Source organism: Streptomyces cyslabdanicus, assembly GCF_052663305.1.
On the sequence record NZ_JBQRUW010000052.1, the window covers coordinates 51,411 to 70,239 of the forward strand.

General features: G+C 71.0%; 19 protein-coding genes. 11 read left to right on the forward strand and 8 right to left on the reverse strand.

Features of this window, described 5'->3' with window-relative positions; genetic code table 11:
• Positions 1-19 precede the first annotated feature (19 nt).
• The 3 genes from sufC to ACTYVM_RS29110 all read right to left on the reverse strand — a co-directional run bounded on the left by sufC (position 20) and on the right by ACTYVM_RS29110 (position 2,588).
• Positions 20-784, reverse strand: coding sequence for a Fe-S cluster assembly ATPase SufC (sufC, locus tag ACTYVM_RS29100; protein WP_445528809.1), 765 nt, complete (start codon positions 782-784; stop codon positions 20-22).
• Positions 785-984: 200 nt separating this feature from the next.
• Positions 985-2,256, reverse strand: coding sequence for an RNA polymerase sigma factor (locus ACTYVM_RS29105; RefSeq protein WP_445528810.1), 1,272 nt, complete (start codon positions 2,254-2,256; stop codon positions 985-987).
• Entirely contained in the window at positions 2,235-2,588 is a 354-nt protein-coding gene (locus ACTYVM_RS29110) for a YciI family protein (protein ID WP_445528811.1), read from the reverse strand. The genes ACTYVM_RS29105 and ACTYVM_RS29110 overlap by 22 nt, the downstream gene beginning before the upstream one ends.
• Positions 2,589-2,697: 109 nt before the next feature.
• Here ACTYVM_RS29110 and ACTYVM_RS29115 point away from each other — a divergent pair, with 109 nt between their 5' ends.
• From ACTYVM_RS29115 to ACTYVM_RS29135, 5 genes are all read left to right on the forward strand, one after another.
• On the forward strand, positions 2,698-3,033 hold the full coding sequence (locus ACTYVM_RS29115) for a hypothetical protein (protein ID WP_445528812.1): 336 nt from the start codon (positions 2,698-2,700) through the stop codon (positions 3,031-3,033).
• 334 nt (positions 3,034-3,367) lie between these two features.
• The gene (locus tag ACTYVM_RS29120) at positions 3,368-3,814 is read left to right on the forward strand and encodes a hypothetical protein (RefSeq protein ID WP_445528845.1); all 447 of its coding nucleotides are present in this window, start codon (positions 3,368-3,370) and stop codon (positions 3,812-3,814) included.
• Complete coding sequence (locus tag ACTYVM_RS29125) at positions 3,798-4,049, forward strand: pentapeptide repeat-containing protein (RefSeq protein ID WP_445528839.1); 252 nt, start codon at positions 3,798-3,800, stop codon at positions 4,047-4,049. The genes ACTYVM_RS29120 and ACTYVM_RS29125 overlap by 17 nt, the downstream gene beginning before the upstream one ends.
• Before the next feature lie 250 nt (positions 4,050-4,299).
• Complete coding sequence (locus ACTYVM_RS29130) at positions 4,300-5,115, forward strand: SAM-dependent methyltransferase (protein WP_445528813.1); 816 nt, start codon at positions 4,300-4,302, stop codon at positions 5,113-5,115.
• A gap of 83 nt (positions 5,116-5,198) precedes the next feature.
• Entirely contained in the window at positions 5,199-6,167 is a 969-nt protein-coding gene (locus ACTYVM_RS29135) for a nitrilase-related carbon-nitrogen hydrolase (protein WP_445528814.1), read from the forward strand.
• Between the two features lie 35 nt (positions 6,168-6,202).
• Here the strand turns inward: ACTYVM_RS29135 and ACTYVM_RS29140 are convergent, their stop codons facing one another.
• On the reverse strand, positions 6,203-7,081 hold the full coding sequence (locus ACTYVM_RS29140; RefSeq protein ID WP_445528840.1) for a PhzF family protein: 879 nt from the start codon (positions 7,079-7,081) through the stop codon (positions 6,203-6,205).
• Between the two features lie 111 nt (positions 7,082-7,192).
• Positions 7,193-8,131, reverse strand: coding sequence for a GlxA family transcriptional regulator (locus tag ACTYVM_RS29145; protein WP_445528815.1), 939 nt, complete (start codon positions 8,129-8,131; stop codon positions 7,193-7,195).
• A 176-nt stretch (positions 8,132-8,307) separates the two neighbouring features.
• Between ACTYVM_RS29145 and ACTYVM_RS29150 the strand changes: the two genes are divergently transcribed.
• Positions 8,308-10,206, forward strand: coding sequence for an SMI1/KNR4 family protein (locus ACTYVM_RS29150; protein WP_445528816.1), 1,899 nt, complete (start codon positions 8,308-8,310; stop codon positions 10,204-10,206).
• 95 nt (positions 10,207-10,301) lie between these two features.
• Here the strand turns inward: ACTYVM_RS29150 and ACTYVM_RS29155 are convergent, their stop codons facing one another.
• Entirely contained in the window at positions 10,302-10,871 is a 570-nt protein-coding gene (locus ACTYVM_RS29155) for a GNAT family N-acetyltransferase (protein WP_445528817.1), read from the reverse strand.
• A 139-nt stretch (positions 10,872-11,010) separates the two neighbouring features.
• On the opposite strand from ACTYVM_RS29155, the gene ACTYVM_RS29160 reads away from it, so the two are divergent.
• The 3 genes from ACTYVM_RS29160 (at position 11,011) to ACTYVM_RS29170 (ending at position 13,529) form a co-directional block, all read left to right on the forward strand.
• Positions 11,011-11,997, forward strand: a complete 987-nt coding sequence (locus ACTYVM_RS29160; protein WP_445528841.1) for an NAD-dependent epimerase/dehydratase family protein — start codon at positions 11,011-11,013, stop codon at positions 11,995-11,997.
• Between the two features lie 100 nt (positions 11,998-12,097).
• Positions 12,098-13,426 (forward strand): OFA family MFS transporter, encoded by a 1,329-nt coding sequence (locus tag ACTYVM_RS29165; protein ID WP_445528842.1) that lies wholly within the window; start codon positions 12,098-12,100, stop codon positions 13,424-13,426.
• Positions 13,401-13,529: an MFS transporter small subunit gene (locus ACTYVM_RS29170; RefSeq protein WP_400033518.1), complete on the forward strand. Its 129-nt coding sequence runs from the start codon at positions 13,401-13,403 to the stop codon at positions 13,527-13,529. The genes ACTYVM_RS29165 and ACTYVM_RS29170 overlap by 26 nt, the downstream gene beginning before the upstream one ends.
• Before the next feature lie 91 nt (positions 13,530-13,620).
• On the opposite strand, the gene ACTYVM_RS29175 is transcribed toward ACTYVM_RS29170, so the two are convergent.
• The gene (locus ACTYVM_RS29175) at positions 13,621-14,880 is read right to left on the reverse strand and encodes a cytochrome P450 family protein (protein ID WP_445528843.1); all 1,260 of its coding nucleotides are present in this window, start codon (positions 14,878-14,880) and stop codon (positions 13,621-13,623) included.
• A gap of 293 nt (positions 14,881-15,173) precedes the next feature.
• Here ACTYVM_RS29175 and ACTYVM_RS29180 point away from each other — a divergent pair, with 293 nt between their 5' ends.
• Positions 15,174-16,790: an FAD-dependent oxidoreductase gene (locus tag ACTYVM_RS29180; protein WP_445528818.1), complete on the forward strand. Its 1,617-nt coding sequence runs from the start codon at positions 15,174-15,176 to the stop codon at positions 16,788-16,790.
• Between the two features lie 76 nt (positions 16,791-16,866).
• Positions 16,867-17,904, forward strand: a complete 1,038-nt coding sequence (locus ACTYVM_RS29185; RefSeq protein ID WP_445528819.1) for an amidohydrolase family protein — start codon at positions 16,867-16,869, stop codon at positions 17,902-17,904.
• A 10-nt stretch (positions 17,905-17,914) separates the two neighbouring features.
• Here ACTYVM_RS29185 and ACTYVM_RS29190 read toward each other — a convergent pair whose 3' ends face one another.
• The gene (locus ACTYVM_RS29190; protein WP_445528820.1) at positions 17,915-18,763 is read right to left on the reverse strand and encodes an arylamine N-acetyltransferase family protein; all 849 of its coding nucleotides are present in this window, start codon (positions 18,761-18,763) and stop codon (positions 17,915-17,917) included.
• Positions 18,764-18,829: the final 66 nt, after the last annotated feature.

An 18,829-nucleotide genomic window follows, 5' to 3' on the forward strand; every position in this document is an offset into this window, starting at 1 on the left:
CGCACGCGGAACGGGTTGTTCAGCCTCGCGCCGTGCCCTTCACATAGGCCTCGTAGCCCTTGTCCTCCAGCCGGTCGGCGAGTTCGGGGCCGCCCGAGTCGGCGATGCGACCGTCGGCGAAGACATGGACGTGGTCGGGGCGGACGTAGCGCAGGATGCGTGTGTAGTGCGTGATCAGCAGGGTGGCGACCTGTCCCGTGACGCGGACACGGTTGACGCCCTCGGCGACGACGCGCAGCGCGTCGACGTCCAGGCCGGAGTCGGTCTCGTCCAGGATCGCGATCTTCGGCTTGAGCAGCTCGAGCTGGAGGATCTCGTGGCGCTTCTTCTCCCCGCCGGAGAACCCCTCGTTGACGTTGCGCTCGGCGAAGGCGGGATCGATCTGGAGGCGTTCCATCGCCGCGCGCACCTCCTTGAGCCAGGTGCGCAGCCGAGGGGCCTCGCCGCGGACGGCGGTGGCGGCGGCGCGCAGGAAGTTGGACATGGATACGCCGGGGACCTCGACGGGGTACTGCATGGCGAGGAAGATCCCGGCCCGCGCCCGCTCGTCGACCTTCATCGCGAGCACGTCCTCGCCGTCCAGGGTGACGCTGCCGGAGGTGACCAGATACTTCGGGTGCCCGGCGAGTGCGTAGGCGAGGGTGGTCTTGCCGGAGCCGTTGGGGCCCATGATGGCGTGGGTCTCGCCCTGGCGTACGACCAGGTCGACCCCGTGAAGGATCTCGCGAGGCCCGGCGTCGGTGTGCACCGAACAGTGCAGGTCGCGGATGTCGAGGGTGGCCATGGGAACCTCACCTGCCTCACCTTGTCGGACCGCGTGCCCCCTCCAGGTGATGCCCGCCCAGGCGCGTACCTACGTCGGCTCAGGGCTGTTCCTCGGCCGCTGCGGCGCGCTCCCGGTGGCGTACGCGGCGGTGGCCGCCGGACGCCTCCTGCGTGGGCGGGCCGAAGATGCTGCTCACGAGCACTACCTGGGCGGGCCCATCACCGGTCGGTGATTTCCGCGAGTCTGCGAGCGAGCGTGGCCCGCTCCGATTCGTTGCCGACGAGGTCGAGGGCGGCCCGATAGGCGGCGGCGGCCTCGGTGGTGCGGCCCAGCCTGCTCAGCAGGTCGGCCCGTGCCGCGGGAAGCAGGTGGTAGCCACGCAGTTCCTCGGCCTCGGTCAGGGCGTCCAGCAGGGCGAGTCCCGCCTCGGGGCCGTCGCGCATGGCGACGGCCACGGCCCGGTTCAGTGCGACCAGCGGGGACGGCTCGATCTGGAACAGCACGTCGTAGAGCGCGACGATCTGCGGCCAGTCGGTCGTCTCGAAGCCGGTCGCCTCGTCGTGCAGCGCCGCGATCGCCGCCTGCACCGCGTACGGTCCGACGCCGGGCCCGGTCAGAGCCGACACGACGAGCCGCCGCCCCTCGGCGATGAGGTCGGCGTCCCACAGAGCGCGGTCCTGGTCCTCGAGCAGCACCTGGCCGCCCGCGGCGTCGGTCCTGGCGCTGCGCCGGGCATCGGTGAGCAGGACGAGCGCGAGCAGTCCCGTCACCTCTCGTTCTCCGGGAAGCAGCCGGTGCAGGATCCGAGCGAGCCGGATGGCTTCGTCGGCCAGGTCGGGACGGACGAGGTCGTGGCCCGAGCTGGCGGCGTACCCCTCGGTGAAGACGAGGTAGACGACCCGGAGCACGCTGGGCAGCCGCGCGGGCAGTTCGTCCGGCCCCGGGACGCGGAACGGGATGCGCGCACTGCGGATCTTGCGTTTCGCGCGCACGATGCGCTGGGCCATCGTCGCGGTGGGCACCAGGAAGGCCCGGGCCACCTCGGGTGTGGTCAGGTCCGCCAGAAAGCGCAGCGTCAGCGCGGTCCGTGCCTCCGGTGAGAGTGCGGGGTGGCAGCAGGTGAAGAACAGCTGCAGCCGCTCGTCGGGGATGTCGTCGAAGCCGGGCTCGGCGGGGACTGCGGCGGCGGCCCGGTCGCTTTCCACCTGGAGCACCGCCAGCCGCTCCGCGTACGCGCGGTCGCGCCGGATCCGGTCGATGGCCTTGCGGCGTGCCGTGGTGAGCAGCCAGGCCAGTGGCTTCTCCGGAACTCCGTCGACCGGCCACCGCTCCAGCGCGGCCTCGATCGCGTCGGACGCGGTCTCCTCGGCCAGGTCGAGATCTTTGAACCGAGCCGCGAGGAGGGCGAGCAGCCGGCTCCGGTCCTCGCGGAACACCGCCTCCACGGAGCGGGCCGCTCGCTGCTCGTTCACGACTGATGCGGCTCCCATACCGTGCGCACCTCGACGGTGCCGTGGCGGGCCCCGGGGCACCGAGCCGCCCAGTCGAGCGCGGCGTCGAGGTCGGGAACGTCGATCAGGTAGTAGCCGCCGACGATCTCCCGGGTTTCGGCGAACGGTCCGTCGGTCACGACACGCTCACCGTCCACGCGGACGCGTACGGTAGTCGCGTTCGAGATGTCCAGGGCGTTCCCGTCGAGCTTGACGCCGGCGTCGCAGACGGCCTTGTCGAACGCCATGAACTCTTCCATCGTCGGTCCCTCCGCGGGTCGCTCCTCGGTGGAGTCCGGCGACAGGGTGTTGATCAACAGCAGGTACTTCACGGTCCGCTCCTCGTGCATGGGGTTGGTTGCGTGGATATGACGAATGGCCGGAGGACGAATCGACAGGGTGCCCGAAAAAATCTTGTCCGGGCGTCCCAGACCCTGCCCTGTGACCGCGCGTGTCCATGTGGTCACCGTGGCCGAAGAGCACGCTCATCCGCGTCGAGACCAGTGTGCGACGCTCTGCCCTGCCCGTGCCGCAGGCGACCGTCAGCTGCTGCTGCTGCTGCTGCTGCCGCCGCCGCTGCCGCTGCCGCTGCTGCCGATCACCACGCCCGGTGAGTCCCGCGCAAGCCAGGCCGGCGCGACTCCCCGTCGGAAAGGCGACGCCGACCTCGACAACATCGCGTCCCGGCACCTCATGACGGCAGCCGGCGTGCGTCCGGCCGGACAGGATGTGTCTTGGCTTGCGTACGCATCTCGGACCGCGCAACAGTGCGGTTGACGCGAATCTTGGAGCTCATGGCGACGGGACGGGGACAGACAGGTGTGCGGGATGGACCTGGCCGCCAAGGAGGCGGCGATCGCGAGGTTTCTCCACGAGTACCCGCAGGCAGCTGGTGCTGGCCGTGAGCGCGCGAGTGTGGTGGCGATGCTGCCGGAGGGACTGATCAACGCTGCCGGTCATGCGAAGCTCCGGCAGGTCGCCGGACTCGTGCGAGGCTTCCGCGTTCAGGCCGCCTGCGCGACCAGTCTTCCCTTAGGATCCGATAGCTATGGGGGGACCTGTTCGTAGCCGGTGGCGCCCGGCTCGCACCGTTGTCGCGGTTTCGGCCACGGTGGTCGCGCTTGCCGCGCTGTCCGTTACGCTCCTGGTCCTTCCGGGGTTTGTGGTTGACCACGACCTCGCCGGTGAACGACTCGCCGCAGCAGACCGGTTGAGCGCCGTGAACAACGTGCGCACGACGCTGCTTCAAGCAATCGGTGGGGCGGTTGTGCTGTTCGGCGCCTATGCGACCTGGCGGCAGTTGCGCGTCAGTCAGGACGGGTTGCACGCCACCCGGGAAGGCCACGTCACCGATCGCTTCAGCAGGGCCGTGGAACAGCTCGGCGGCGACAAGCTGGACGTGCGGATCGGAGGCATCTACGCGTTGTGGCGGATCGCCGACTACTCTGACCGCGACCACGAAGCCGTCGTCTCGATCATGGCGGCCTACCTTCGGACGCATCTGCCCTGGCCGCCGCTGGAGCCGGAAGCCCCGGCGGCGGATTCGCCCATCAGCTGACCTCCGGGGCTGTGACCTCAGTGGTGCCGACCTGCGCCAAGCGAACCTGGAAAGCGCACTGGCGAGCAACCTCACCGTCTGGCCGGCTGGCTTCGATGCCGAGGCCGCCGGCGTTGTCGTCACCGAGGACGCCGGTGCCGAACCAGACATCCTGCTGCGGGCAGCCGCGATCACGGCTCCAGCCCCTGCTCTGCAATCGGACCTGACACCTGATCCGACAGGCTCATCGGATTGAGTGGTCGGGCCGCTGTCGACAAGGGTCGTCCTCCCCCAGCGGATGCCCTTCTCGCATCGGATGAGGGCACGTTCCTTGCGCTCGGCGGCCAGGACATCGCGGTGGCGGGCGTTGGCGTTGCGCCGGCGCAGAGAGGCGAGCTCCGCCCAGCAGTGGATGGTGGTGCCCTTGAGGGCTCTTGTGCAAGAGAGTTGGCTCAGGTTGGCTACGGTGGACAGTCGGCCGGGCAGGTGAGGGGGAGCGGGTGCGGATGAACGAGCGTTCAGCGGGTGGGCCGGTGCCGATCGACTCCTCGGTGGCGCATCCCGCGCGGGTGTACAACGTCTGGCTGGGCGGCGAGGAGCACTACCCCGCCGACCGGGAGGCGGCCGAACTGGCCGCCGCGGCCAACCCGCGGATCGTTCCGGCGGTCCGGGCCAACCGGGCCTTCCTGGGGCGGGCGGTACGGCAGTTGGCCGGGAAGGCGGGGATCCGGCAGTTCCTCGACATCGGCACCGGGATTCCAGCGGCTGACAACACGCACGAGGTGGCGCAGCGCGTCGATCCCGGCGCCCGGGTGGTCTACGTCGACAACGACCCGATCGTCCTGGCTCATACCCGTGGGCTGCCGGCCGGCACCCCGGAAGGGGCGACGGAGTATCTGGAGGCGGACCTGCGTGACCCGGACGGCATCCTGACGGCGGCCCGGAAGACGCTGGATCTGTCGCAGCCCGTGGGCCTGATGCTCGTGGCGGTCCTGCAGTACGTTCCGGACGCCGACGACCCCTACGGCATCGCCCGGCGGCTCCTCGACGCGCTCGCTCCCGGCAGTCACATCGTCCTCTCCCACCCGGCCGCGGACATCGGGGCCGAGGAGGTCGCCGAGTCGATGCGCGCGTACAACGACCGGGCGGCCGCGCACGCGGGAGCCACGCCCCGCACACATGCCGAGGTCGCCCGGTTCTTCGACGGCACGGATCTCCTGGACCCGGGCGTCGTCCAACTGCCCGCATGGCGTCCCGACCCCGCCGACGGTCCGGCTGCCGGCCCGCTGCCGATGTGGTGCGGGGTCGGCCGCAAGCCTTGACGGACCCGGACCCGGACCCGGACCCGTCCAGGCCATCGGCGGTGCCTTGCCCGTGGATGCGGAGGCTTCCTACTCTCGGTGCCATGACGTCGCTGCCCCACGCCGCTGCCGTGGCCCCCGAGTCCCGCCGTACCGTGACCGCCGCCGTCGTCCAGGCGGCCGCCCCGCTGTTCGACACCAAGGCCGCGCTGCACCGCGCCGAGGAACTCGTCCGGGAGGCCGTCAGTGACCGAGGCGCGGAGGTCGTCGTCCTGCCCGAGGCGTTCCTCGGCGGCTACCCCAAGGGCCTGGACTTCGACATCACCGTCGGCAGCCGCACCCCGGCCGGCCGTGAACTGTTCCGCCGCTACCACGCCGCCGCCATCGACGTCCCCGGCCCCGAGACCGACACCCTGGCCGCGCTCACCCGGGAACTCGGCTGCCACGCCGTCGTCGGCGCCGTCGAACGGCAGGGCGGCACCCTTTACTGCGTTGCCCTCTTCTTCGGCCCCGACGGCTACCTGGGCCTGCACCGCAAGCTCATGCCGACCGCCGCCGAACGCTATCTGTGGGGCCAGGGCGACGGCTCCACCCTCCCGGTCGTCGACACCGGCGCCGCCCGCCTCGGCGCGGCCATCTGCTGGGAGAACTACATGCCGCTGTTCCGCACAGCCATGTACGCCAAGGGCGTCGACCTGTGGTGCGCGCCGACCGTGGACGACCGCGACGCCTGGCAGGCCAGCATGCGGCACATCGCCTTGGAGGGCCGCTGCTTCGTGCTCAGCGCCAACCAGCACCTGCGCCGCGACGCCCTGCCCGCCGATCTCCACCCCGTCCAGGGCGACGCGCCCGACACCGTCCTGATCGACGGCGGCTCCGTCATCGTCTCCCCGCTCGGCGAGGTCCTCGCCGGCCCGCTGCGCGGCAGCGAGGGCATCCTGACCGCCGCACTCGACCTGGACGACCTAACCCGCGCCCGCTTCGACTTCGACCCCACCGGCCACTACGCGCGCCCCGACGTCTTCACCCTCCGTGTCGACGAGTCCGCCCGCACCACCGTCACCAGCACCTGACGGGCGACCGCACTCGGCGGTCCCGGTCCGGGGCATCAGCCGATGCGAGCACCCGTGCCGCTGACGCGGACACGCGGGTCACCGGCGCGCAGCGTCACCGTGAGCTCGCCGGGGCGGCCCAGGTCCTCACCCTGACGCAGGGTGAGGGCGGCGTCCTCGGGGACCAGGCCGAGCTCACGGGCGTACGCGCCGAACGCGGCGGCCGCGGCGCCGGTCGCCGGGTCCTCGACGACGCCACCGACGGGGAACGGGTCGCGGACGTGGAAGACGGTGGCCGACTCCCGCCACACCAACTGGACCGTGGTCAGGTCCAGGCGGTGCATCAGGGCTTCGAGGCGCGCGAAGTCGTACGCGAGATCCGCGAGGCGCGCGCGAGTCGCCGCCCCGAGAACGAGATGACGGGCGCCGGCGAACGCGACACGGGGAGGAAACGCCGGGTCGAGATCCGCGGCCGGCCAGCCGAGCGCGGCGAGCGCCTCCGCGAGGTCGGAGTGGACGATCTCTTCGAGGTGCGGCTCGACACTGGTGAGTGTGGCCCTGAGCGTTCCGCCCTCCTCGGTCACCTCCACCGGCACGGTGCCGGCGCGGGTCGCGAACACCAGCTTTCCTGGGCCTGTCCGCTCGGCGAGAGCGACGGCGGTCGCGACGGTGGCGTGCCCGCAGAACGGCACCTCGGCCTTGGGGCTGAAGTAACGGATGCTGTACGCCCGTCCCTCCTGTCGCGGCACTAGGCCCTCCGGGGGTGCGGTCAGGAACGCGGACTCCGAGTAGCCGAGGTCGGCGGCGATGGCCAGCATGTCGCTGTCGTCCAGGGCGGTGGCGTCCAGAACGACGCCGGCGGGATTGCCGCCGGCGGGGTCACTGGAGAAGGCGGTGTAGCGCAACACCTCGGGCCGCGGCGCATTCGTCGTCATATGCGCGGCAACGCGGGCCGGCACCGCGGCTATTCCTGGACGCCGGTGAAGGTGAAGGTGAAGGTGGAGGTGGAGGAGGGGGAGGCGGGGGCGCCCTGTGCCCGACCCGGTTCAACTGAATGTGCGGCGGTACGCCTGCGGGCTGACGCCCGTCGTCCGCTTGAACCGGTCGCGGAACGCCGTGGGCGAGCCGAAGCCGACCTGCCCCGCGATCCGCTCCACCGGGTGCTGTGTGGTCTCCAGGAGATGCTGGGCCCGCCGGACGCGCGCCCGGTGCAGCCATTGCAGCGGGGTGGTGCCGGTCTGCTCGCGGAAGCGGCGCATCAGGGTGCGGGTGCTGACCCCGGCGTGCGCGGCCATGTCGGCGAGGGTCAGGTTCCGGTCCAGGTTGTCCTGGAGCCAGGTGAGGAGGGGTTCGAAGGAGGATCCCTGTGGTGCGGGCGCGTGGTCGTGGACGATGAACTGCGCCTGCCCGCCCTCCCGTTCGAGCGGCATGACGGAGAGCCGGGCCGCGTCGGCGGCCACCGCCGAGCCGTAGTCGCCGCGGATCATGTGCAGACACAGGTCGAGGCCCGCGGCGGCGCCCGCGGAGGTGAGGAGCCGGCCGTTGTCGACGTACAGCACGTCGGGGTCGACCGTCACCTTCGGGTACAGCGAGGCCAGCAGGTCCGCCGCGATCCAGTGTGTCGTGGCGCGCAGCCCGTCGAGGAGTCCGGTGGCGGCCAGCGGAAAGGTGCCCGTGCAGATGGACGCGATCCGGGTGCCGTCCGCGGCGGCCGCCAGCAGCGCCTCGCGGACCGCGGGTGTGAGCGGTGCGGTGGGGGCGGCCGTGCCCGGCACGATGACCGTGTCCGCGCCCTTGAGGCCGTCGAGTGCGCGGTGCGCGCGGAGGGTGAACGTGCCGGCGTCGACCTCGGGGCGCTCGGCGCACACCCGGACCCGGTATCCGGGGCGCCCGTCGGGGAGCCGAGTACGGGAGAAGACCTCGATCGGCGTGGACAGGTCGAAGGGGATCACCTGATCCAGCGCCAGGACGGCGATGGTGCGCATGGCGAGAACATACCGCGTCGACGTCTTCCCGCCATCGCCGCTACCTCGCCACCGGCACCTGAGGGCCGCCGAACGACCACCCCGCGCGGCCTGGCGGTATCCCGTTGGCACCCGCCGTGAAGGCCACGGGGAAGGGCCGGGGCGCCGTTGTCAGTGCCCGGTGACACCATCCCGTCATGAGCGACGAGTCTTTCAACTGGCACCGGTTCCTGGAACGTTGGCAGGAGGAGTGGGTGCCGCGCGCGGGCGTGGACGAGGACGGCGGGCAGAGCGTCGTCCCCCTGGGCAGGCCCGGGGCGGACGAGGCGGCCATCGCCGCGGCCGAGGAGCGGCTGGGGCGGCGGCTGCCACCCTCGTACCGGGAGTTCCTGGCCGTGAGCGACGGGTGGCACGTGGAGCAGACGGCCGGGGTCTATCAGCTCGGCGGCGCCGCGGACATCGACTGGTTCCGGGATCCGCACGACCTGACCCCGCTGTACGAGGAGAACCTGGGCGACAACCCGAGCGAGGAGGACGTCCTGCTGGCCGGGATGTGGCAGCGGGCGCTCCAGCTGGAGACGGACTCCGACCTGTCGTACGCCCTGCTCGACCCGGGCGACAGCGACCAAGACGGCGAGTGGGCGCTCTACGTCTACAAGGGGTGGAGTGGTGAGTTCCCGGACCGTTACCCCTCGTTCCGCGCGTACATGGAGGCCATGTACCGCGGATTCCACGCCAACCGGGTGGACAGACCCGACTTCGTGAACGCGACCACCCGCGCCCAGGACGCCCAGGTGGAGGAGGCCCGCCTGCTGGCCCTGCGCGGACGCTACGAGGAGGCTCTGCCCCTGCTCGAGGAGGCGCTGTCCTTCGGACGGCCACGCAGCGCCGTCCTGCTGAACCAGCTCCGGCATCTACTGGCTCCGGGCAACACCCGGGACTACGGCACCTTGGTGGCCGACCCGCGCTATCTGCCCGAGATCCTGCCGGTGCAGGCCATGACGCCGGCCCGCGGCGAATGGCGGCTGGGCGGGGACGACCACTGGCTCGGGGTGATGGCCGCCCGCGGGGTCGCCCGGAAGACCGCCGAGGCCGTACTGAGCGCGCTGCGGGACGGCACCCATCACTACGAGCCTCCCGGTCCGTGGGGCCGGGCCGTCGCCGAGGCCCGGGAGTCGGCCCGTTGGGGGGCGACCGACGCCGCGTGGCGGGCGCTGCGGGACGCGCTCCCGCTGTGGGAGGCGCCCGGGCCCTTGCTGATCGCCCCGATCGGCCTGCTCGCCGATCCGGTCCTGGGTCCGCTGATCACCCCGGAACGTGGGCGGGAAATCCTCGCGACACCCCGGTCCGGGGAGCGGGGACCCGCTCCCGAGCCGCTGCCCGATCTCGATCCGCCGGGCCTGGCCTGGCTCACGGAGCCCGCGGCGACCCGGCGGCCGCACACCGGATACCGCTGTGTCTGGGTCCAAGGGATCGACCCCGCCCGCCTGCCCGCCCTGATCGGTGAGGAAGGCGCCGAACTGAGCAGGCCCATGGATGCGTACAGGGCGTCCTGGCGGGCACCCAGGCCCCACGAGCGGGAGGGGGTGGAACTCTGGGAGGACCGGGCCGTGGTCGCCGTCGGCCGCACGGCCGAAGCGTGGGCCTTCGCCGTCGACGGCCACTGCGGCCAGCACCTGAACAACCGGTTCCGGTCCCTCGCGCCGGACGCCTCCTCGTCCGGCCGCGCCGTGGAGGTGTGGCGCGACCGGAGGCGCTCGACCCCGGGTGACCGCCCCGCCGCGTTCCACCTGTCGGTGGCCGAACAGGGCGAGGAGCTCTACGGGTTCACCGTGCGGGGCACGGAGACACAGCGCTCCGGCGCGATACCCGAGGCCCTGGACCCCGCACGGCTTTTCCGTCCGGGGGACACCGAAGTGGACCGCGAGCGGCGCATGTTGGAGGCCCTGCACACCGAACTCGGGCTCTCCCTGCCCCGCTTCGCGCTGACCCAGGGCAGACTACGCACCTTCACCACCCGGTCCTGGACGCGGGCGCCACGCGCGGGGGAGGGGTTCGCCTACGCCTACCTCGGCTTCGTGCGGCACCGCGGCTGAACTAGGCCGGGCCCGCCCCTGCCAGGGCGGGCCCGCCGGCGCGATCGGCCGCGGCTCGGCTCAGGTTGATCGCGTGCCGGCGGCGGTCATGATGTTCAAGGGGCGGCAGTGCCGTTGACGGGCCGTGCGGGGCGGTTCAGACGCCAGACCACGTCGACGCCGCGGCCGGAGGGAGCCGTGGGCGGTGGTGCCTGCTCATGCCGGACCTCGGTGAACCCCAGCCGGCGCGGTATGGCACTGCTGTGGGTGTTGGCCAGGTCGTGGGTGATCTCCACGTACTCCACGTCCGGCAGGGTGAACATCTCGGCGACCAGGGCCGCCGTCGCTCTCGTGGCGATGCCCTGGCCGGCGGCGGCGGGGTGCAGCCAGTACCCCATCCTCCACCCCTGAGGTTCGGCCCCACGGTAGGTCTGGCACATGCCGATGGGCGTACCGTCCTTGACCACGGCGTAGTTGTAGACCTCGCCGCTCGCCCACCTCGACTCGGACTTCGCCAGAAAGTCCCGGGTGCTCTTCTCGCTGTGCTGCGCGACCCACGGCATCCACGGGAGCAGGTGGTCGCGAGACTCCTCGATCAACGTGAACACCTGATCGAAATCGCTCTGCTCCCGCCAGCGCCGCAGGACGAAGTCTCCACACTCGATGATCTGGCTCGGTCGGTCCATGACCGCCATGATTGTTTCGGGGAACGGGTCACCGCAACGAGAACTGGGCCTGAACCAGGAGCCGTGGACGCCTTCTGCCGACGGCAGAATCCCCTTGGCGTGACCGGGGCCGAGCTGATGGGGTGCGGTCATGGAACGCATGGAGATCCTTGTCCTCGGCGGTACGGCCTGGCTCGGGCGTGAGTTTTCCCGACAGGCCCTCGACCGCGGCCACCGGGTGACCTGTCTGGCGCGCGGCGACAGCGGGCCCGTGGCGGAAGGCGCGCATCTGGTGGCCGCGGATCGGCGCGACCCCGCCGCGTACGCGGGCCTGCCCGACCGGGAATGGGACGCCGTGCTCGAGGTGTCCTGGCAACCCGGCTTCGTACGGCGGGCTGTCGCGGCCCTGGGCGCGCGGGCACGGCACTGGATCTACGTCTCCTCGGTCAGCGCGTACGCCTCCCAGGGCGAGCCCGGCGCGGACGAGTCCGCCGCCCTGTTGGCCGCCACGGAGCGGGAAGAGGTCGAGCGCGAGCTGTACGGCGAGGCCAAGTCCGCCTGCGAAACGCTCTCCCGGACGGTCCTGGCCGACCGACTCCTGATCGCACGGGCCGGACTCATCGGAGGGCCCGGTGACCGCAGCGACCGCGCCGGCTACTGGGTCGCCCGCGCCGCCCGTGCCCCCCGGGCGCCGCTGCTCGTTCCCGACACGCCGCAGGCGCCGACGCAGACCATCGACGTACGCGACCTGGCGACCTGGCTCCTTGACGCCGCGGAACGCCGCACCACGGGAACGTACAACGCGGTGGGCCCGACCGTGTCCTTCGCCGAGTGGATCGAGCTGTCCCGGGACGTCGGCGGGCACACCGGACCGGTCGTCACCGTCGCCTCCCAGCAGCTCCTCGCGCACGGAGTGGCCGAGTACATGGGCCCCGACTCACTGCCCATGTGGGTGGTCGAACCGGGATGGGAGGGCTGGGCGGCGCGCGACGGATCCGCCGCCGCTGCCGCGGGCCTGCGCCACCGTTCCCGCACCGACCTCCTTGTCGACACCCTGCGCTGGGAACGCGAGCTGGGACTCGACCGGCCACGCCGCGCGGGACTCGCCCCGGACACGGAGCGCGGGCTCCTGGCCGCCCTGGGATAGGAGAAACCGGCCGGTACGACCGTTCGTCGCATGGATACCGCTTACCGCATACGGTCGACCGCACGGTGTTCAAGCAGACACGGGATTCGTACCGTCCGGGATCACGAGTCCTCCTGTAGCTCCCCCAGGATGGAGCCGCTGGCTGGTTCCGCCCGCCGCTCTGTCGGTCCACCTGTCCATCGGCCAGGCCTACGCCTGGAGCGTGTTCAAACCACCCCTGGAGTCCGCGCTCCACCTCGACGGCACCGAAAGCGCGCTGCCGTTCCAGCTGGCCATCGTGATGCTCGGTCTGTCCGCCGCGTTCGGCGGCACGCTCGTGGAGCGCAACGGACCGCGCTGGGCGATGACCGTCGCCCTCGTCTGCTTCTCCTCCGGATTCCTGCTCGCCGCACTGGGGGCGCAGACCGAGCAGTACTGGCTGATCGTCCTCGGCTACGGGTTCGTCGGCGGCATCGGACTGGGCATCGGCTACATCTCGCCCGTCTCCACCTTGATCAAGTGGTTCCCGGACCGGCCCGGCATGGCCACCGGCATCGCCATCATGGGCTTCGGCGGCGGCGCGCTGATCGCCTCGCCCTGGTCGGCGCAGATGCTGGACTCGTTCGGCGCCGACCACTCGGGGATCGCCCTCGCCTTCCTCGTGCACGGGCTGTCCTACGCCGTCTTCATGTCCCTGGGCGTCCTGCTGGTGCGGGTCCCGCGCGCCAGGAAGCCGGTCGAGAGCGCGCCGAGCGCCCTCGCCGGCGTGCAGGTCTCCGCCCGCAGCGCCGTGCGCACCCCGCAGTTCTGGTGCCTGTGGCTCGTGCTCTGCATGAACGTGACCGCCGGCATCGGCATCCTCGAGAAGGCCGCCCCGATGATCACGGACTTCTTCGCGGACACCTCCGCCCCGGTGTCGGCGCTCGCGGCCGCCGGCTTCGTCGCCCTGCTGTCCGCGGCCAACATGGCGGGCCGCATCGGCTGGTCCTCGACCTCCGACCTGATCGGACGCAAGAACATCTACCGCGTCTACCTGGGCGTCGGCGCGCTCATGTACCTGCTCATCGCGTCGTTCGGCGACTCGTCCAAGCCGTTGTTCGTCCTGTGCGCCTTCGTGATCCTCTCCTTCTACGGCGGCGGCTTCGCGACGATCCCCGCCTATCTGCAGGACCTGTTCGGGACCTACCAGGTCGGCGCGATCCACGGCCGGCTGCTCACCGCCTGGTCGACCGCCGGTGTCCTCGGCCCGCTGATCGTGAACCGGATCGCCGACCGCCAGGAGGAGGCCGGCAAGCACGGTTCGGCCCTCTACGGACTCTCCTTCATGATCATGATCGGGCTGCTGCTCGTCGGGTTCGTCGCCAACGAGTTCGTACGGCCCGTCCATCCCCGCCACCACGTTCCCGCATCGAAGGAGGCCGCCGATGGCCGACGCGAGCAGCCCGCCTGACCGGCGAGCACTGATCGTCCTGTCCTGGCTGTGGGTGGGCGCGCCCCTGTGCTACGGCCTCTACGAACTCGTCCTGAAGGCCAAGCAGCTCTTCACCGGGTGAGGCCGCGGACACCGCACGGGAGACGCCCGGACGCCCGGCGGTCGGCGCGGAGCCGACCACACGGGCGTCCAGTCCCTGTGGGGGAGGGGGGTCACGGAACCAGCGCGACGGGAAGCCTCTCCAGTCCCCGGAACGCGGGGAACGGGACCTTGAGCCACTCCGCCTCGGACGCCGGGAAATCGAGGTCGATCTTCGGGAACCTCTGGAAGAGCGTGGTCAACGCCGTCCGCATTTCCAGTCTGGCCAACGGCGCGCCGAGGCAGTAGTGCGCCCCGCTGCCGAAGCCGAGGTGCGCGCTCTGCAGGCCCTGCCGCTTGACGTCGAAGACGTCAGGGCACGCGAACTTCTCCGGATCCCGGTTCGCGGAGGCGATCGCGATCTGCACGAGGGAACCCTTGGGAATGAGCATGCCCCTGATGTCGATGTCCTCCAGCGCGTGCCGGAACGTCGCGTTCTCCACCGATCCCTCGAAGCGGATGACCTCCTCGATGGCGTTCGGCAGGAGTTCCGGATCCTCCAGAACCTCGTGCAACTGGTCGCGGTGGGTCAGCAGGTTGAACACGGCGTTGCCGATGAGGTACGCGGTCGTCTTGTGGCCGGCGAACAGCAGCACCCACAGGGTCGACAGAAGCTCCCCGTCGGTCATGGCCCCCTGCTCGTCCTGCGTCCGGATCAGATCACTGAGCAGGTCGTCGGACGCGCTCTCGCGCTTGCGCAGGATGAGCTCGGCGAAATAGTCGCGCAGCGCTCCCTCGGCCTGGGCCAGTTTCTCCTTGTCCTCCTTGCTGAATCCGGTGCGCGCGACGATGGTGCACCACTTCTGAACCTCCGCGCGCTCGTCCTCGGGAATTCCCATGAGCTCGCAGATCACGATGAGGGGGAGCGGGAAGGCGAAGGACGACAGCAGGTCGACGGGCGCGTCGGTGGAGCAGCGGTCCAGCAGTTCGTCGGTGATCTGCTGAATCCGAGGACCCAAGGACTCGATACGGCGCGGGCTGAACGCCCTGTTGACGATGCGGCGCAGCCGGGTGTGCTTGGGCGGGTCGGAGAAGAGCATGTTGTCGTCGAGCGCGATGGACGAGTCACCGAAAATGGTGTGGTACGCGTCCATCGCCGCGTACATGTCCTTGCTGATGCGCGGGTCCGTCAGGGCGGCCTTGGCGTCGTCGAACCGGGTGATCAGGTACGTCTCCACCCCGTGCGGGGGAGACAGGCGGCACACCGGGGCCGACTCGCGCAGGCACGCGTACACCGGATAGGGGTTGGCGCGATACGCCACCGCACCGCGCGAGGCCGCCGCGACCGCGTCCGCCGTCGAGTCCGTGGTGTCCCGTTCGTCGAGCTGAGTCATCATCCCGGCCTTTCTCAAAGCTTCCGCCCCGGCACGGGACAGCAGATGTACGACTGACGATCCACGGGTCCCCGGAAGGATCCCTTACGTAAACGCGATTCGCCCGATCGCACCCACCGGCATCCCGCACGGTCGTCGGGGCCGTGCGCACGGGCCGCGGCGGGGCGGATTCTCCGCTGTTCGGGTGATCACTGCTTATCGGCTCGCCGTACATGGCACAAGAGATGAGAGCGAGTCACGGAACCCATCGGCCACCGCGCCGCGGAGATGCTGATTCCAGAGGAGAGAACGCGATGAATGATCGCGGCAACGAGTATGTGCCCGTCCTGGTCGTGGGGGGCTCACTCGTGGGCTTGTCCGCATCCGTGTTCCTCGGGCGCCTGGGCATCCCGCACCGTGTCGTCGAGCGCCATGCCGCCACGTCGGCGCATCCGCGTGGACGTGGCAACAACATGCGGACGATGGAACTGTTCCGGACCGCGGGCCTCGAGCCGGACATCCGGAAGGCCGCGACCATGCTGTCGAAGAACCACGGAATTCTTCAGGTGGACACCCTGCGCGGCGAGAGCCGGCGATGGCTCTCGGCGCGGATCACCGGCAGGCCGCCGGAGATGGACCTGTGCTCGACCGTCCGCTGCGCCTGCAGCCAGAACGATCTGGAGCCGGTACTGCTGCAAGGCGCCCGCGACCTGGGCGGGGACGTGCGCTTCGGCACGGAGCTGCTGTCCTTCAGCCAGGACGCGGACGGCGTGCGGTCCGTCCTTCAGGCCCGGGACACCGGTGAGACGTACACGGTGAGGTCGGACTACCTGTTCGCCGCCGACGGCCCCCGCAGCCCCGTCCGCGAGCGGCTCGGGATCGAACACTCGGGCTCGGGCGACCTGTTCCACAACGTCAGCGTCACCTTCCGCAGCAAGTTGCTGCGCGAGGTCGCGGGGGAGCAGAAGTTCGTCGTTTGCTACGTCACCGACCCCGTCGGCGAAGGCGTGCTGCTGCCCGTGGACAACGAGGAGCAGTGGGTCTTCCACGTGCCCTGGTTCCCCGAGCGCGGACAGACGCTGGAGCACTTCACCGAAAGCCGGATCACCGAGCACATCCGGGCGGCGGCCGGCGTGCGCGATCTGGACGTGGAGATCACCGGGAAGGCGCCGTGGCACGCGGCGGACCGCGTGGCGAACAGCTATCGGGACGGGCGCGTGTTCCTCATGGGTGACTCCGCCCACGAAATGCCGCCGACCGGGGCGTTCGGATCCAACACCGGTATCCAGGACGCGCACAACCTTGCCTGGAAGGTCGCCGCGGTCCTGCGCGGCTGGGCGGGCTCGACGCTGCTGGACAGCTACGAGGCCGAGCGCCGGCCGGTGGCCCAGGCCACCAGCGCGCGAGCGACCGTTCAGGCCGCTCGTGAACAGCACCCCGGCTACTCGGCCCGGACGGCTTCGAACGACTCCGCGGACCTGATGACCGTGGCGCTGGGCTATCGCTACGCGTCCGGCGCGGTGGTCGGCGCGACGACTCAGGACGTCATCCCGGACGTCCTGTGCCTGGACGGCGAGCCCGGAAGCCGTGCACCGCACCTGTGGGTCACACGTGACGGCGCGAAGGTCTCCACCATTGACCTGTACGAGCGCTCTTTCGTCCTGCTCTGCGGGGGTCCCGACTGGCGCACCGCGGCCCGCACGGTGGGCGCGCGGCTCAACGTACCGCTCGACGTCTACTCCGTCGGCGACGGAGCGGAGTACGACCTGGACACCGGCGGCGGTGCCAACTGGTCCTCGGCGCACGGCGTCGCACGGGAGGGCGCGGTGCTGGTCCGGCCCGACGGCTTCGTGGCCTGGCGGGCCGAGGCCGAGACGGCGGACAGGGAAAAGGAACTGACCGGCGTTCTGCTTCGGATCCTCGGGCGCTGACGGCCACCGCGGCGCGAGAACCCACCCCCGCACGATCGACTTCCTCGGCGTCACCACAGAACAGGGGAGCCTGTCCATGACATCCGTACAGACGGCTGCGGGCACGGCCCCACTGGCCGGCACGGGCACCAGCGGGCCGACGGCGGCGGAGGGCGACGCACGCCGGGAGCGCGTGGACGTGCACCACCACTTCACCGCGCCACAATGGCTCGACTGGGCGGAGAAACAGGAGATCGTCCAGCGTCGGCGCCTGCCCTGGTGGACCCAGTGGGACCTCGGCACCGCGCTCACGATGATGGACGAGGCGGGCATCCGCACCAGCGTGTTCACCGTCGCGATGCTGGGCCGCCTCCAGGACCCGAAGGTGCGCAAGGAAAGCGCCCGGGTCGCCCTGCAGGCCGCCGGCGACCTGGTCGCGAGCCATCCCGACCGCTTCGCCTTCTACACCCCGCTGTTCCTCGACAGCCCGGACCTGTCGAGGTGGTCGCTCACCCATGGGATGGACGAGCTCGGGGCCGTCGGCGTCAGCGTGCGGACCAGCGTCAAGGGGGTCTACCTCGGCCACCCCGACCAGGACGGAATCCTGGCGGAGCTGAACGAACGCTCGGCCGTGGTCAGTACGCACCCGATGGACGTCCCCGGCGGCGGCGCGGAGCTGGAGGGCGTACCGCCGTTCCTGTGCGACTTCCTGATGGACACCACGCGCGCGGCGATCAACCTCATCATCAACGGCACGCTGGACCGCTACCCGAACCTCACCTTCGTCCTGCCGCACGGAGGCGGCTTCCTGCCGTACATCGCCGGCCGCGTGGAGGCGTTCGGCGACTTCCTGACGCCCAAGGTCGAACCCGCCCGGGTCCGCGACTACCTGCACCGCTTCTACTACGACACGGCCGGCCCCATGTCGCCCTCGTCCACGCCCAGTCTGCTGTCCGTCGTGGACTCCTCCCGGATCCTCTACGGCAGTGACTGGCCGCCCACCCCGGCCCAGCTGGTCACGGGTGTCACCGCACCCGCGCTCGACAACGACCCCGCACTCGACGAACAGCAGCGCCGCCGCATCAACCGCGACAACGCGCATCGTCTCCTTCCGGCACTCACCGCCGCCCCCTAGGCCCCCCCGGTCAGTCGGAGCGGGCGGCGAGCCACGCCTGGTGGGCCGACCGCGCCCTGCCCCAGAGCGCGGACCGCTCCTCCTCGCCGACGTCGGTGAGGGCGAGCCCGAAGACGTCCGCGAGGGCACCGAACCAGGCGGCCGCGGTGGTCAGTCTCCGCTCCGACCGCCCGTCACCGTCCGTCCGGACCAGTACGCAGCCCCGGAGCTCGTCCGTGCCGGCCGCGTCCCTGCGGATCGCGGAGACGACCCGCACAAACCCCGAACTCGGCGAGGTGGACAACTCCCGGTGTTGTGCGGCGAAGTCCTCCGGCCCGGCGGGCGTCAGGGAGAAGTCCATCCCCGCGAAGGAGCCGCGGGGGTCGTGCTCGAAGCGCCACCCGTCGGGCTCGACCGCCGACCGCGAGAGCCGGTAGGCGAACGGCCCCTGCCGGTACTCCCCGGCACGGAGCGGCAGCGGCTCGTACAGCGCGTCACCGAGCCCGACGTCGACGAACCAGGTCTCGCCCTCGCAGGCGACTGTGAGGGCCAGATGGTTGGCGTTCGCGCCGGGCGGCCGAGCCGTTCGACTGCCCTGGACTCCGCCGCGGTGCCACGTCACGGCGTACCCCAGGGCGTCGAGCAGGGTGGCGAACGCCCCGTTGAGGTGGAAGCAGTAGCCGCCGCGCCCCCGCAGGATCCGGGCCACCGACTCCTCGGGGTCCACCGTTGTCGCCCGCCCCAGATGGATCTCCAGGGTCTCGTAGGGCACCCGGGCCACGTGCGCGGCGTGCAGCGCCCGCAGCCCCGCCAAGGACGGCACGTCGGGAGCCGTGACACCCAGTCGCTCCAGATAGCGGCCGACATCCACCTTCGACATGCCCCAGACTCTAGCCACCACGGGCGACTTCCAGCCAACGTCGAGCGAAGCGCGCGGAACACCGGG